Genomic DNA, 13,637 nt, shown 5'->3' on the forward strand with positions numbered 1-13,637 from the left:
GGAAACCCCCTTGGACGGACTGCGCCCATGATGCGCGAACTCCCCCCGTACAAGGCAATGGGTTTTTGCAGTTTGTTGCTTAGTAGTTGACATGATTTGGCTACTACACTGAACCGACACCTTCCTGAGTGCTTGCACCATGTCCTTGAATTGGATTGCCGCGTTTCTCGCCCTTTCTCTACTGGCCGGTCAGTCCATGGCGGACGATCAACAACAAAAAAAGGAAGTAGCGGAAGACAAGGCGCAGGTACTTGAGCAGAAGGCCGCCGAGAAGAGCAGCAATGTGCCGGTGCCCAAGTCCGAGGCCATCACCCAGTCCGAAGTCCAGGCCGTCGACCCGGCAGGCAAGTCGCCGCTGGACGACGCCATTACCTGCATGGCGCGCTCCATCTACTGGGAAGCCAAAGGCAAGGACACGGACGACATGGAAGCGGTGGCCAACGTGGTGATGAACCGCCTCGGCCACGAAGGCTTTCCCGACACGGTGTGCAAAGTGGTCAAGCAAGGTTCCGAAACCAAGAGCTGCCAGTTTTCCTGGTGGTGCGACGGGAAGTCGGACTCGGTCCAGGAAGAAACCCAATATGCGCTGGCCAAGGAAATCGCGCGCAAGGCGCTGAACAAGCAGCTGCCGGATCGCACCGGCGGCGCGATGTATTTCCATGACAAGACGGTGAAACCGGTCTGGGCCAAGAAGTACATCAAAACGGCGAGCATCGGTTTGTTCGTGTTCTACAAACCCCATGACGGGTCGGCGAAGTAGCTCGGCCGACCCTGAGGCTCACAACACCTAAACCTCACGACCATGCGCAGCGGCGGCCAGTTGCCCGGTATCGACCCGGACAAACACTGAGTCGCCCACCGCCGTGAGCACCCCGTCGGCATAGACCTCGCAGATGACACGGGTCTTGCGCCCGACCTCGCCCTCAACCTTGGCGCGCAAGGTCAACGCAACGCCCATCGGCGTCGGTTTGATGAACTTGATACCCAGGTTCCCGGTGACGCAGTCGATGCGCGGCAGGGAGCCAGGCTCGCGGTTTTCGGCCCGGTAGTGATACGCCATGGCCGTCCAGTTCGAATGGCAATCCACCAACATCGCAATCAAGCCGCCGTACACCAGATCCGGCCAGCCACAGTATTTGGCCTCGGGCAGGTGCTCGGCGACGACGTGGACGCCGTCCTCGTGCCAGTGGCTCTTGACGTGCAACCCGTGGGGATTGCGGCTGCCGCAGCCGTAACACACGCCATCCGGTGCGGCGCGGTCCTGCATGGAGATATCGAGCATGGTGATCCCTTGTTGTGCCTTGAAGTCCGCCTGCGATTAAAACGCCAGAATGAGGGGAAGTCCATTGCGCCATCCTGGTGCTTTTTTAACATCGCACGCCGAGCGCCATCAGCTCATCCGCATGGGAACCGGTGCTTGCAAATCAACGAGATAGCGCTGTGATGCAAGCCGGGAGCAAACGTGGCATGCACATTGCTCCTGTCCTGGCGCACCTTTTTCGGTGCGATTGATCCGGGACGACCCGGAGGCCTCACGGCTCTGCGATATCTGGACGACCAGGTGACATTTTGACTAATCATCAGGAGGTTACTTATGGCGCCCATGCCTCGAACTACCCCTCATTCAGCTTTCGAAACCTTGCCCCTCGTGGACATCGGCGGGTTGTTTTCGAGCCTCGAATCCGAACGCATAAACGCCGCGACTGCCTTGGGCGACGCCGCCTCGCAGGCCGGGTTTCTCTATGTGACCGGGCACGGCATCGACCCGCAGATCATCCATCGGCTCAAGCAACGGGCCGCGGAATATTTCGCCCAGTCGACCGAGCAAAAAATGCAGGACTACATCGGCCTTTCGAGCAACCACAGCGGCTATGTGCCCGAAGGCGAGGAACAATTTGTCGAAGGGTCTATCGACCACAAGGAAGCCTTCGACGTCGGCTTCGATTATGCGCCAGCGCTGGGGCGGCGACCGATGCTTGGGCCGAATCGCTGGCCGGTCTTGCCGGGTTTCAAGGACGACATCAAGGCCTACTACGACGCGGTGTTCAACCTCAGCCTCACGTTGTTTCGCGGCTTCGCCCTGGCGCTGGGGTTGCCGGAAAACGCCATCAGCCAACGGGTGAATATTCCGCCGAGTCAATTGCGCCTGATCCACTATCCCTTCTCGCCGAATGCCCCGGTGGATCGCCCCGGCATCGGTGCGCACACCGATTACGAATGCTTCACCATCCTGCTGCCGACCGCACCGGGCCTTGAAGTATTGAACGGGGCAGGGCAGTGGATCGACGTGCCATTGGTGGACGGTGCGTTTGTGATCAACATCGGCGACATGATGGAAGTGCTGAGCAATGGCCGCTACGTCGCCACTGCCCACCGGGTGCGCAAAGTCGCCCAGGAACGCTACGCCTTCCCGATGTTTTGCGCCTGTGACTACGACACGCTGATCGAGCCCATCGCGCAGTTACTCGACGCGCAGACCCCCAGCCGTTATGGACCGCTTGTCTGTGGCGATCACCTCTACGCGCAAACCCTGCAAACCTTCCGCTACCTCAAGCAGCGACTGGCCGCCGGCGAGTTGAGCTTGCCCGACGGCGCAAAGGGCTTGTCTTCGTTTGGTCGCGCCGCCATGGCGGGGGAGGTTTGAGATGAATCTGCAAGATCTCGTTATTCAACATCCGCAACCCGCCGCTGATGGCGTACCGGACTGGATGCTCGGCTTCTACAAACGCCGCTCGATCAGCTTCGCTGACGGCCTGACCGACGTGCACACCCACGTCTGCTGGTTCCAGAGCCGCAATTTCACTATTGATCTGCGCCTGCCGCTGGAAGGCCAACAACTGTCGGCCAAACCGCTGCTGGAATACAGCGCCGAAGAACTGCAGGTCCTGGCCAATTACGAAGGCTGGGAAGCGTTGTGTTCATGGGAAAGCGACGTGTTGAGTTGGCACACCGACACCTCGTTTCAGTTGCATAACCGGTGGCCAGAGCCGGGTGTGCTCAAGCGCATCGGTAACTGCATGATCGAGTTTTCCCCCAGCGGTGCCTATGTCGAAGACTGGCGACTTCAGTTATCAAAGCCGGGTGCGTTGATCGGCTTGCGCTTGCTTGAGGAACGAGAAGTGCAGAGCGGATTTGTGCATCACCGTGGCGGTGGCTTGATCGTCTGCGGTGGGCATGCGGCGTTGGTGCTGGGACGTGCCGAACCGCTGGAGTCCAGCGCGGGTGGCGAGCCACTGCGCGATCTGGTCGCCCGTCACGCCAAGGACCCGGACTGGCTCAAGTGCGCGTTCAACTTCGAGACATCGGTGGCCGAAGGTTCACTCGAAACAGGCTACAGCGTGACGCTTTCCACCTGCGCCAGGCGTGTCGGTCAGCCACTGATTTCACTGGAGGGTTTCGAGCGGCTGGCCGACGGCAAGCACGTCTCGCAATTACTCACCGTCGATGGCGTTGCCCGGGAACGGCTGTTCGTCATCGACACCCTGGAACCCGACATCAGCTACGCACAAACCACCGGATTCACCGCCAGTGCCGCGCAATGGTACGAGCGTGAATCCCCGACCTTGAGCCGCTACACCCAGCCGCTCGTTTGACATTAACGCGTCACCCATTTCATAACCCGTGAGGTTTCCATGAAGGCATTCTCGTGCGTGTTTTACCGTTTCGCAGCGGTGTTGCTGGCCGTCTCCTGTCTCGCCTTCGGCGCTTCGGCAGCGGAGAAAAAGCAGGAGTTCAAGGTGGCGTGGTCGATCTATTCCGGCTGGATGCCCTGGGGTTACGCCAGTGAACACGGGATCATCGACAAGTGGGCGAAGAAGTACGGAATCAAGATCGAACTCGTGCAGCTCAACGACTACATCGAGTCGATCAATCAATACGCGGCCGGCGCGTTCGACGCCTGCGGCATGACCAACATGGACGCACTGACCATTCCGAGTGCCAACGGCGTGGACACCACCGGCCTGATCCTCGGCGACTATTCCAACGGCAACGATGCCATCGTGCTCAAACACGGCAAGACCTTTGCCGACATCAAGGGCCAGCAGGTCAATCTGGTGGAGTTGTCGGTCTCGGACTACCTGATGTCCCGCGCCCTGGACATCCATGGCCTGTCGCAACGGGACATCAAGATCATGAACACCTCGGACGCCGATGCCGTGGCATCGTTCACCACCCCCGGCGTGACCGCAGCGGCGCTGTGGAACCCGCAACTGAGCATGGTGATGAAACAGTCACCGACGGCGGTCGAAGTGTTCACCTCCAAGGAAATCCCGGGCGAGATCATCGACATGATGGCGGTCAACACCGAGACCCTGAAGGCCAACCCGGAACTGGGCAAGGCGCTGGTCGGTGCCTGGTTCGAAACGCTGCAACTGATGTCCGGCGACAACGGTCAGGCCATTGCCGCACGTACTTCGATGGCTGAACGTTCGGGCACCGACCTCAAAGGCTACGAGGATCAATTGACGCAAACCATGCTGTTCTACACGCCGGGCACGGCGTTCGAATTCGCCAGTTCCGACGCGATCCGCCACACCATGGACAAGGTCCGCACGTTTTCCTTTGCCAAGGGCTTGCTGGGTCAGGCGGCGACCAGCGCTGATGCGGTCGGCATGCAATTCGCCGATGGCTCGACGTTAGGCGACAAGAACAACATCAAGCTGCGGTTTGATACGCAGTTTGTGAACATGGCGGTGGCCAATCAACTGTGACCAGGCGGGGGCGTTCGAGGAACGCCCCCTTATTGGCGGTCAGAACTTGGCGTAGTTCAAGGCATCGACAATGGCTGAGCCGCCGATGCCGGTCAGCGACAGCAATAGCGCCCGGATCAGTGGGTCTTCGGAATAGCGGGAGAATGAACCCGTATTGAGCGTGGCGATGCGGTCGCGGATCATTTGAAACTTGTCGTAGTACGGCGCCGTTTCCGGCGTTTCCAGCAGATAGGCATCAACCCGCCACAAAGCTACAGTGCGTGCTTTTTCGGCCGCACGACGTAGCGACAATGCGGACGCCAGCAGGATCAGTGCAGTCAGCAGAAAAGTAATCACAATACTGGGTGGTGTCGGCCAGTTATCGAATGCGGTGCTGCGCGACGCCAACAGAATCAACATAACCACCGTCGGCGCGTAAATCAGTCGGTTGACAGCCGAAGTGCGTTTGGCGATGAGTTGCAAGTCCATCCACTCGTCAATACAAGGGTGCTTGAGTACACCGAAGATCTGCTTGTGTTCGAGCTGTAACGTTCCGGGCCAGACGGCATGATGGTCGCTGAGGTGGCGAATGAATCGTGTCAGCAGCAAGTTGGCATCCACTACCCAGAACACCAGTAACTGGAACAGCACGGTTGGAACCAGCCAAGTCAGCATCCACATGATCGAATCGCCTCGAACGGGGATCCGTTCCATTGGCCACACCACAAACAGCACGCTGGTAACCACGAGGAAGATCCAGGTCACCAGTACGGCTCGCAGCATTCGGGCGCCGAATGAACCGCACACACAGTGCTCACCCCAGAAGCGGGCAATGGAAATCATTTTGCGTCCGTCTGCGCAGGTGGCCTGGGTGCTGGAAGCGTTTTTTGACCACTCGTCATTGGCGCTCAACAATGGGAAAAAAATCTGTAGCAGGCAGTGCCCCAGTTCGTTGCTCCAGCGACGCAGGCTCATGTTTTTGCTTCTGCGAAAGAAGCGTAAAACCTGTCCCCACAGAGTCATCTGATACTTACGCATATGAAGGCGTAGATGGTACGCGGCTTCGATCTCCGTTCTGCTGACCCGCAAATTGCGCCAACCCCACGCCAATGCAGAGAGTGATATCAGCGCTGCCAGCAGGCGGAGTGCTACGGTTGGCCAGGCACTGATGCCTTCAAACAGGAACATCGGTTCTCCCAGACCGTTCTCTGTCAGCGTGCTTCGCATCTGATAAGCCAACATTAGAGCGAGGATAAATACGACGAGGGGGACCACGATGTACCAGGCCGAGGCGGTCGGCAGGCCTTTGACATCGGTGCCAATCGGGTTTTTAACCGACGCTAATTGCCGGTCGGAGCGGCGGGTAAGGTTCGACGAGATAATCCCCAGCAGGATCAAAACGAACGTGATCCAAAGGAACTCCACATGCCAGGAACGGGTGGCGATAAAGGCACTAAGCGCCGCCACCATATACAGCGTCATGGGGATGCCTCGCACCCAGTCCAGCGCCGTTTCGCGCTTGTTGTCTTGCGGGTTTTCCAAAATTTGCGGGTTCTCGGGTGCGGGCTGCGGTACTTCTATCCACCACCAGACGATGAGTGCCGTGATTAAAAGCAGGGTGAACGTCAAGGGGCCGGCCCAGAAGAATGATTGAGAATTCTTGAATTGATCCCGGGCTGACTGGGAGGCTTCAGGGTAGGGTGGTGGCGACGGGTCCTGAAGGCACCGCAACGCCATAAGATCGTGCGGGCGGACACCTCGATCCGACCGGGAGAGTAACGTCGGCGCCTCACAACTGGCAGGGCGCAAAGCGGTGAGCTGGCTGGCCAAGGGGATGAAGCCGCCGATACCCACTTCGTAGATGCCGGGCGAGAGCATTTCCGATTTTGAGTAGTCGAACTTTGCTCGTTTGGCGTCGAAAGATTGCGGCGCCAATGCGGCTAAAACAGAGACAAACACGGAGCTTTGCAAGCTATCGCGAAACGGCGGTACATCTTGTTGTAAGGCGCGTGTGAGGGTCAGCCCATAGGGCGCCGCCAGTATCAGGTTACGGGTCGTTTCAGCCTGACCTCGTTGCAACATGCGCGCGTCGAGGTCGGTGGAAAAATACAGCTTGTAAGGCATTCGACTTTTGAGCGCCTGCAAAACCAACAGTTTGTCGTAAGCATCGACGCCCAATATACCGATGGCGCCAATACCACTTTCCCCGTTACGTCGGTAGGTCGCGTCCTCGTCGGCAATGTGATCGGCCAGGCGCCGCAAGTAATCGAGTTGAGAATTGCCGTCGGCTTTTTCCAAAGGGCTGAGGTCAATTTTGTTCGCGTCCTTGCTGTTTTTGTTGCTGTCGTTATTTGCCGTTTTATCATTGCTGGCGGCTTCCTCCGGGAGACGTCCGTCCAGTCCGCGCAAATAGCTGAAACGCAATATCCACTGATTGACTACTGCCTTTTCTTTGTCGTCGCGCAGGTTGGCATCATCGGCCACCTGAGCTTTGAAACTCTCAATGAGTGCTCGGCTATAGAAACTGTCCCACTCAGAGATCAGGGCAACTCGGTCGGCACGCGGCCAGTTGGTCTCAGCGCAAGTCGACCCGACTCGCTGCAAGCTGCCTTTGTTGCAACGCAAGGCGGTGGCTGGATCGACATGACGCAGTTTTAGTTCTTCCAGCATCAATTGCGTCATGGTGCCGTCGTCGCTGACGGTACGCAGCAACTTCATTTGATGTTTGTTCGGGATGGGGGGCGAGACTTTATCGTACCCACGCTCCAGCGTTTCATTATCAGCAGTGGCCAAAGGGGAGTAAATTTCGACATCAACAGTCGCCTTGCCACGATCCTGGTCCTTGAACATATCGCGTAAAACGGTCGAAGTGGCCGGTCCGATGACTTTGAGGACACTGTCGTCTTCACGGTTTTTACACTCCGTCGAAGTACACGCCAGATCGATTTTTGATTTCAGTGTTTGATGTAATGTCTTGATGTTTTGTAACGGAATTTCGCCAAGCGCATCCTGCTTCAACCAAAATACGATTGTTCGTCTGTAAGGAAGTGCTTTGCCTTCAGCGTCTGTCGGCTGATCGAAAGGATTTGGAACAAACATTTCATAGGGGATATCAATAAAATTCGTCTTTGTTGGTTCGCTATCCGAAAGATCAGCTGAGAGTTTAAGGCATTGGATGTATTGCTCCTGATCGGGAACACGACGGGAGTTTTTGAAGCCCGCCAACAGGGCATAGCGGATACGTCGACGCCGTTCTACCTCGTCCGCATAGGGACCACCTTCGACCAATGCCACCATGATGTCCGGAGCTGTTTCGTTCGCTGCGAACTTTGTAATCGGGGTGTTGCAGAAGTTTTCCAGCTGATCACTCTTACTGTCTGTCAGCTTCTTGCGATACCGTTCAAGCGCATCAAACGGGTCCTGCCACAGCCGCGCGTCAATTGGCAGTTGCGCTTGAAAATGTGCACCAATTGGCCGCGGTTCAAGAAACGGATCGCGAGTCAGTGCGAATGTCGATATCACCAGACTCAGGATAACCGCACTGCCAGGCACCCAGAATGCCAGGTTAGTACCTGAATTATTATTGTTGTCCATGGCCCTGCGCCTCTTGATGTAGGCCGAATGTGCAATGTTATGTATAGCCCTAAAAAATATCGGGTTTGCCACCACCTGAGTTGCATCGCTGCTAAGGTTTTATTAGTCATGCCGGCCACCTAGGCACCTAATTGTTAAGCGCAGCTGTACCGGTTGATAGGCCGATGCGCCTGGTACGTGGGGTTGGGCGCGATGAAAGTTTGAATTGTACGAAATAAAGACCTACGATCGAGTCGATTAAGGAGAGTGGTGTGTTTCTGTTTAATGCCAAACAGCGCTATGGATCCAACATTAAATTTCGAAATAATCCATCTGTCAGTTGAGCATTTCATATTGAGTTGTCCGTAACTAAGACGATGGGTTTATATTCGTCGATTAAGTTGTAATGCTGGTAATACACTAAGCCCGAAGTTGGACAATGATTTTCGAGTTGACCCGAAGCGGCCTCGACAGGAGTACATTGCCCATGAACCGACCTAAACTTACTCATGCCACCATTAAGGTCAAAAGGGATCAGCCGCCCATGCACCACATCGGACTCATCGTCTACCCCGGCTTCCAGGTCCTCGGCCTCGCCATGTGCGCCACCTTCGAACTGGCCAACAACACCGCCGACGAGCCGGTGTACAGCCTTTCCCTGCTGTCCGAGCACGGCGGCACGGTGCAGACCTCCGCCGGATTCGGCGTCGAAACCCAGGCATTCGATCAGCGCGCGTTCGATACGCTGCTGGTGATGGGCGACAACCTGATCCGGCCCACTTCGCCAGGCATGGTGGCGTTTTTGCGTCGTGCCAGCGCGACCACCCGGCGGCTGGGGTCGATCTGCACCGGTGCCATTGCGCTGGCCGAGGCGGGGTTGCTCGATGGTCGACGGGCGACCACTCACTGGTGTCATGCACCGGCCTTGCAACGGGCGTATCCGAAGGTGCTGGTCGAAGAGGACCGCATCTTCATCAACGATGGCAACCTCTGGACCGCCGCCGGCATGAGTGCCTGTGTCGACCTGGCGTTGGCGCTGGTGGAAAAGGACCTCGGTGCCCAGGTGGCGCGCACGGTGGCCCGGCAATTGGTGGTGTATCACCGTCGCGCGGGTGGCCAGTCGCAGTTTTCGGTGATGCTGGAACTTGAGCCAAAGACCGATCGCATTCAGGCGGCGTTGACCTACGCCAAACAGCACCTGAAGTCCGCGTTGTCGGTGGAAGAGTTGGCCGGCGCGGCCCATTTGAGCCCTCGGCAATTCAGTCGGGTGTTCCATGCGGAAACCGGTCAATCGCCAGCCAAAGCCATTGAAAACCTGCGCGTGGAAGCCGCACGGTTGATGATGGAAACTGGCCGTCATGCCATCGATGTGGTCGCCACCGAAACCGGATTTGGCGACCGGGAGCGTATGCGCCGGGCCTTTATCCGCGCTTTCGGTCAACCGCCGCAGGTGATCCAGCGGGCGAATCGCGCCGCGTCCTAAAAAGTGGTGTATTCGACGTTTAAGACAAAATATGATTGCCGTAATCTGGATCTCGTTGAAGCCCATTCCTCAGTGAGATCACCGCCATGACCATCGTCAAAGCCGCTGCCGTCCAAATCGCACCCGTGCTCTACAGCCGTGAAGGCACTGTAGAGAAGGTCGTTAACAAAATTCGCGAACTCGGCGAGAAGGGTGTGCAGTTCGCCGTCTTCCCGGAAACCATCGTGCCGTACTACCCGTACTTTTCCTTTGTGCAGTCGCCTTTCGAAATGGGCGCCGAGCACTACAAGTTGCTGGATCAGGCGGTTGTCGTGCCGTCGGCAACCACCGATGCGATCGGCAAGGCCGCCAAAGACGCCAACATGGTGGTGTCCATCGGCGTCAACGAACGCGATGGCAGCACGCTGTACAACACGCAGTTGCTGTTTGATGCCGACGGCACGCTGATTCAGGCGCGTCGCAAGATTTCGCCGACCTATCACGAACGCATGATCTGGGGCATGGGCGATGGCTCCGGCCTGCGTGCCATCGACAGCGCCGTCGGCCGCATCGGTCAACTGGCCTGCTGGGAACATTACAACCCGCTGGCCCGGTATGCACTGATCGAAGACGGCGAACAGATCCACGCCTCGATGTACCCCGGCTCGTTCGCCGGTGAGCGGTTCACCCGGCAGATGGAAGTCAGCATCCGCATGCATGCCCTGGAATCGGCGTGCTTCGTGGTCAACTCGACCGCCTGGTTGTACCCGGAACAGCAAGCACAAATCATGGCCGACACCGGTTGCGATATCGGCCCGATCTCCGGCGGTTGCTACACCGCGATCATCGACCCGCAAGGTGAAGTCGTCGGCGCGCTGACCGAAGGAGAAGGCGAAGTGATTGCCGACATCGACCTGTTCCAGATCGAGATCCGCAAGCGCCAAATGGATGGCCGCGGTCACTACAGCCGTCCGGAAATCCTCAGCCTGAACATCGACCGCACACCGCATCGCCATGTGCATGAGCGTAATGTTCAGCCGGCACTGGCCGTCGCTGCGCTAGCGGAAGAGGTGTGATCGGGTAAACGCAGCAAATAAAAAAGGCCCCTTCATCCATCGATGAAGGGGCCTTTTTCGTGGAGGGCGGTTTTACAGTTCCTGACCGAGGAAGATCAACGTATTGCCATGCGCCTCAGCCGCAGCGCGCTGGTTGTAGCTGTCGCGGTGCGAGCAGTTGAAGCCGTGTTCAGCTTCCGGGTACACGACAATTTCCACGTTGTCGTTGGTGTCGAAACGTTCGGCGATTTTCTCCACGGCTTCCAGGGAAATGTGGCTGTCCTGTTCACCGAAATGCATCAGCAACGGCACCTGGATGTCATCGGCGCGGTCCAGGTGATTCTGGATGCCGCCGCCGTAGTAGGCGACTGCCACATCCACCAGCCCGTTGGTGGCGGTGAGGTACGACAGCAGGCCGCCAAAGCAGTAACCGATGGAAGCGATGCCGCCATCCAGCCCCGGCTGGGCATCGAGGGTGTCGATGGCCAGTTTGATGTCGGCCTGCGCCTTGGTGATGTCGGTGGCGTTCATCAATTCGACGGCGCGTTTCCAGCCGGCTTCGTCGTAGGTCAGTTCAATGCGGTGGCCGCTACGCCAGAACAGGTCCGGCACGATCACCAGATAACCATCAGCGGCGTATTGCTCGGCGACGGAGCGGATGTGCTCGTTGACGCCGAAGATCTCCTGGATCAAGACGATCCCCGGGCCGCGCTGGGTATGCGGAATGGCCAGGTAAGCGCCAAATTTACCGTCGTCGCTGTCGATCTCGATCCATTGGGTGGTCACGCTCATGGTGGCTCCTGTCTACGCAAGTGAGGTGGAAGGTGAAGCGTGTCACGGTAGCATTTCAGCGATTGTGACGGCGCCAGAAAATTCGCGCCAGCAGCGTATCGAGGCTCAGCTTGCCGGCACCCGAGAGCAGCAAGGGCAGCAGGGCGGCGAGGTAGATCACCGGCAGTTTGAAGTTGCCGTGGCCTTTATTGCTGATGGCGTAACCCTGGGCAAGCTCACTTAATGTAGACCAATCGGCCGGCCAGTGAACGGCGGCGGTGGCGACAACCGTGACCACGATCAGGATGATCGCCGATACCCGTGTGCCCAGACCCACCAGAATCGCGAGGGCGCAAATCAGCTCGGCCCACATCGACAGTTCCCAGTTCAGTGTGGCCGGCACGTGGTCGAACGGAAACGGAAAACGGTCCTGAATGTCGGCAAACCAGTTGTCACCGTTCCATTTTTCCAGGCCCGACTCAAAAAATTCCCAGGCGATGATCAACCGCAAGGTCAGGGGCGCGAGCCAGCTACCAGCACGGTCGAGGTTCAGGTGCAGGCCTTTCACGGCCGAAGAGATTGAAGTGTTCACGGGCTTGATCTCCGTCAGGTCAGGAATGCGGGGCATCGAGTGCCCCGCGCAAGGGAATTACTCGGCGGCGCCGCACTTGCCTTCGCCACATTTGCCTTCGGCGGGTTTTTGCGCGGTGTCGGCCTGGACCTGGCTGTAGCCGTGGGCCAGTTGTTTCATGCTGAACGCTTCGGATTCGGAGGCCGAAGCGACGTTCGACAAGGCCAGGCCACCCGCGATGAGCAGGCCGAGGGTCAGGGAAGAAGTCGAGAGCTTGAACATGGTGATACTCCGTACATTGAGTGAGTTGAGCGCTTTGATCGGCTTGGCCAATCGACAGGTGTAGTTGACCAGGCAGGTGTATCTGCGATGTGTCGTTTGGGCGGGGTTTTATGGGCGGGGTGTGTCAGGGGCGGGTTTGTACACATACAGATACAAGCCCAATGCAAAACCCTGTGGTGGGTTTTGGATTGGGGGGCTGTGATTCGTTGTCGTCCCGCAGCGTCTAGCCTCAGTGTCCCCGCAATCCCATGGGGCGTGACTTTGGAACCTCGCATGCAAGCGCTGTTGAACGAGATCCTCGATGCCGTCCGGCCGCTGATCGGGCAGGGCAAGGTGGCGGACTACATTCCTGCCCTCGGCACCGTGCCGGCCAATCAATTGGGCATTGCCGTGTACAGCAACGACGGTGAACTGTACTGCGCGGGCGATGCCGAGACGCCGTTCTCGGTGCAGAGTATTTCCAAGGTCTTCAGCCTGGTGCAGGCCATCGAACACTCCGGTGAAGCGATCTGGGAGCGTCTGGGCCACGAGCCTTCCGGCCAGCCGTTCAACTCGCTGGTGCAGCTGGAATTCGAACGCGGCCGTCCGCGTAATCCCTTCATCAATGCCGGCGCGCTGGTGATCTGCGATATCAACCAGTCGCGCTTTGCGGCACCAGCGTTGTCGATGCGTGATTTTGTCCGGCGGCTGTCCGGCAATCCGCAGGTCATGGTCGATGGCAAAGTCGCCGAGTCCGAATACCAGCACCGCGCGCGCAACGCCGCCATGGCCTACCTGATGCAGTCGTTCGGCAACTTTCACAACGACGTCGAATCGGTGTTGCGCAGCTACTTCAGCCACTGCGCGTTGCGCATGAATTGCGTGGACCTGGCCCGGGCGTTCTGCTTTTTGGCCAACGACGGATTCTGCAAGCACAGCGGCGAACAGATCCTCACCGCGCGCCAGACGCAACAGGTCAACTCGATCATGGCCACCAGCGGGCTGTACGACGAGGCGGGCAACTTTGCCTATCGCGTGGGTTTGCCGGGCAAGAGTGGCGTTGGCGGCGGGATTGTCGCGGTGGTGCCGGGGCAGTTCACGGTATGCGTGTGGTCGCCGGAACTGAACGCTGCCGGCAATTCCCTGGCCGGGATGGCCGCGCTGGAATTGCTGAGCCAGCGGATCGGTTGGTCGGTGTTTTAACGGGCGGGTTTAATGACGCTCCGGAAAATTTCCTATACATTTTCCGGCCT

At 58.1% G+C, this 13,637-nt stretch carries 12 protein-coding genes; 7 read left to right on the top strand and 5 right to left on the bottom strand.

Annotated elements, in window-relative coordinates:
• Positions 1-139: 139 nt before the first annotated feature.
• A complete protein-coding gene (locus tag AC07N8_RS18960; RefSeq protein WP_493145589.1) occupies positions 140-760 on the top strand; it encodes a cell wall hydrolase in 621 nt (206 codons plus the stop codon).
• Positions 761-787: 27 nt separating this feature from the next.
• On the opposite strand, the gene AC07N8_RS18965 is transcribed toward AC07N8_RS18960, so the two are convergent.
• Positions 788-1,282, bottom strand: a complete 495-nt coding sequence (locus AC07N8_RS18965) for a PaaI family thioesterase (protein WP_493145586.1) — start codon at positions 1,280-1,282, stop codon at positions 788-790.
• A 321-nt stretch (positions 1,283-1,603) separates the two neighbouring features.
• Here AC07N8_RS18965 and AC07N8_RS18970 point away from each other — a divergent pair, with 321 nt between their 5' ends.
• The 3 genes from AC07N8_RS18970 to AC07N8_RS18980 are packed head-to-tail and all read left to right on the top strand — an operon-like array spanning position 1,604 to position 4,712.
• Positions 1,604-2,644 carry an isopenicillin N synthase family dioxygenase gene (locus AC07N8_RS18970; protein WP_493145648.1) on the top strand — a complete coding sequence of 347 codons (1,041 nt, stop codon included), beginning with the start codon at positions 1,604-1,606 and terminating at the stop codon, positions 2,642-2,644.
• Position 2,645: 1 nt separating this feature from the next.
• A complete protein-coding gene (locus tag AC07N8_RS18975; RefSeq protein ID WP_493145584.1) occupies positions 2,646-3,593 on the top strand; it encodes a hypothetical protein in 948 nt (315 codons plus the stop codon).
• A gap of 39 nt (positions 3,594-3,632) precedes the next feature.
• Positions 3,633-4,712 (top strand): putative urea ABC transporter substrate-binding protein, encoded by a 1,080-nt coding sequence (locus AC07N8_RS18980; protein WP_493145582.1) that lies wholly within the window; start codon positions 3,633-3,635, stop codon positions 4,710-4,712.
• Positions 4,713-4,751: 39 nt separating this feature from the next.
• Here the strand turns inward: AC07N8_RS18980 and AC07N8_RS18985 are convergent, their stop codons facing one another.
• Positions 4,752-8,285: a hypothetical protein gene (locus AC07N8_RS18985; protein ID WP_493145580.1), complete on the bottom strand. Its 3,534-nt coding sequence runs from the start codon at positions 8,283-8,285 to the stop codon at positions 4,752-4,754.
• Positions 8,286-8,808: 523 nt separating this feature from the next.
• On the opposite strand from AC07N8_RS18985, the gene AC07N8_RS18990 reads away from it, so the two are divergent.
• Positions 8,809-9,747 (top strand): GlxA family transcriptional regulator, encoded by a 939-nt coding sequence (locus tag AC07N8_RS18990; RefSeq protein ID WP_483839809.1) that lies wholly within the window; start codon positions 8,809-8,811, stop codon positions 9,745-9,747.
• 86 nt (positions 9,748-9,833) lie between these two features.
• Positions 9,834-10,802, top strand: a complete 969-nt coding sequence (locus AC07N8_RS18995; RefSeq protein ID WP_483839808.1) for a nitrilase-related carbon-nitrogen hydrolase — start codon at positions 9,834-9,836, stop codon at positions 10,800-10,802.
• Positions 10,803-10,874: 72 nt separating this feature from the next.
• On the opposite strand, the gene AC07N8_RS19000 is transcribed toward AC07N8_RS18995, so the two are convergent.
• From AC07N8_RS19000 to AC07N8_RS19010, 3 genes are read right to left on the bottom strand one after another with little or no spacing between them, the layout of a single operon-like run.
• Positions 10,875-11,573, bottom strand: coding sequence for a dienelactone hydrolase family protein (locus tag AC07N8_RS19000; RefSeq protein WP_483839807.1), 699 nt, complete (start codon positions 11,571-11,573; stop codon positions 10,875-10,877).
• Positions 11,574-11,628: 55 nt separating this feature from the next.
• Positions 11,629-12,144 carry an HvfX family Cu-binding RiPP maturation protein gene (locus AC07N8_RS19005; RefSeq protein WP_493145577.1) on the bottom strand — a complete coding sequence of 172 codons (516 nt, stop codon included), beginning with the start codon at positions 12,142-12,144 and terminating at the stop codon, positions 11,629-11,631.
• Positions 12,145-12,201: 57 nt separating this feature from the next.
• On the bottom strand, positions 12,202-12,405 hold the full coding sequence (locus AC07N8_RS19010) for an HvfA family oxazolone/thioamide-modified RiPP metallophore (RefSeq protein WP_483839805.1): 204 nt from the start codon (positions 12,403-12,405) through the stop codon (positions 12,202-12,204).
• 273 nt (positions 12,406-12,678) lie between these two features.
• Here AC07N8_RS19010 and glsB point away from each other — a divergent pair, with 273 nt between their 5' ends.
• Positions 12,679-13,587 carry a glutaminase B gene (gene glsB / locus AC07N8_RS19015; protein WP_493145575.1) on the top strand — a complete coding sequence of 303 codons (909 nt, stop codon included), beginning with the start codon at positions 12,679-12,681 and terminating at the stop codon, positions 13,585-13,587.
• Positions 13,588-13,637 lie beyond the last annotated feature (50 nt).

This window comes from Pseudomonas sp. GW821-FHT10C09 (genome assembly GCF_059415465.1).

What these genes read in the sequence shown, in the direction of transcription:
- AC07N8_RS18960 (WP_493145589.1), top strand. Translation starts at nt 140, where the DNA reads ATGTCCTTGAATTGGATTGCCGCGTTTCTCGCCCTTTCTCTACTGGCC.
- AC07N8_RS18965 (WP_493145586.1), bottom strand. Translation starts at nt 1,282, where the DNA reads ATGCTCGATATCTCCATGCAGGACCGCGCCGCACCGGATGGCGTGTGT.
- AC07N8_RS18970 (WP_493145648.1), top strand. Translation starts at nt 1,604, where the DNA reads ATGCCTCGAACTACCCCTCATTCAGCTTTCGAAACCTTGCCCCTCGTG.
- AC07N8_RS18975 (WP_493145584.1), top strand. Translation starts at nt 2,646, where the DNA reads ATGAATCTGCAAGATCTCGTTATTCAACATCCGCAACCCGCCGCTGAT.
- AC07N8_RS18980 (WP_493145582.1), top strand. Translation starts at nt 3,633, where the DNA reads ATGAAGGCATTCTCGTGCGTGTTTTACCGTTTCGCAGCGGTGTTGCTG.
- AC07N8_RS18985 (WP_493145580.1), bottom strand. Translation starts at nt 8,285, where the DNA reads ATGGACAACAATAATAATTCAGGTACTAACCTGGCATTCTGGGTGCCT.
- AC07N8_RS18990 (WP_483839809.1), top strand. Translation starts at nt 8,809, where the DNA reads ATGCACCACATCGGACTCATCGTCTACCCCGGCTTCCAGGTCCTCGGC.
- AC07N8_RS18995 (WP_483839808.1), top strand. Translation starts at nt 9,834, where the DNA reads ATGACCATCGTCAAAGCCGCTGCCGTCCAAATCGCACCCGTGCTCTAC.
- AC07N8_RS19000 (WP_483839807.1), bottom strand. Translation starts at nt 11,573, where the DNA reads ATGAGCGTGACCACCCAATGGATCGAGATCGACAGCGACGACGGTAAA.
- AC07N8_RS19010 (WP_483839805.1), bottom strand. Translation starts at nt 12,405, where the DNA reads ATGTTCAAGCTCTCGACTTCTTCCCTGACCCTCGGCCTGCTCATCGCG.
- glsB (WP_493145575.1), top strand. Translation starts at nt 12,679, where the DNA reads ATGCAAGCGCTGTTGAACGAGATCCTCGATGCCGTCCGGCCGCTGATC.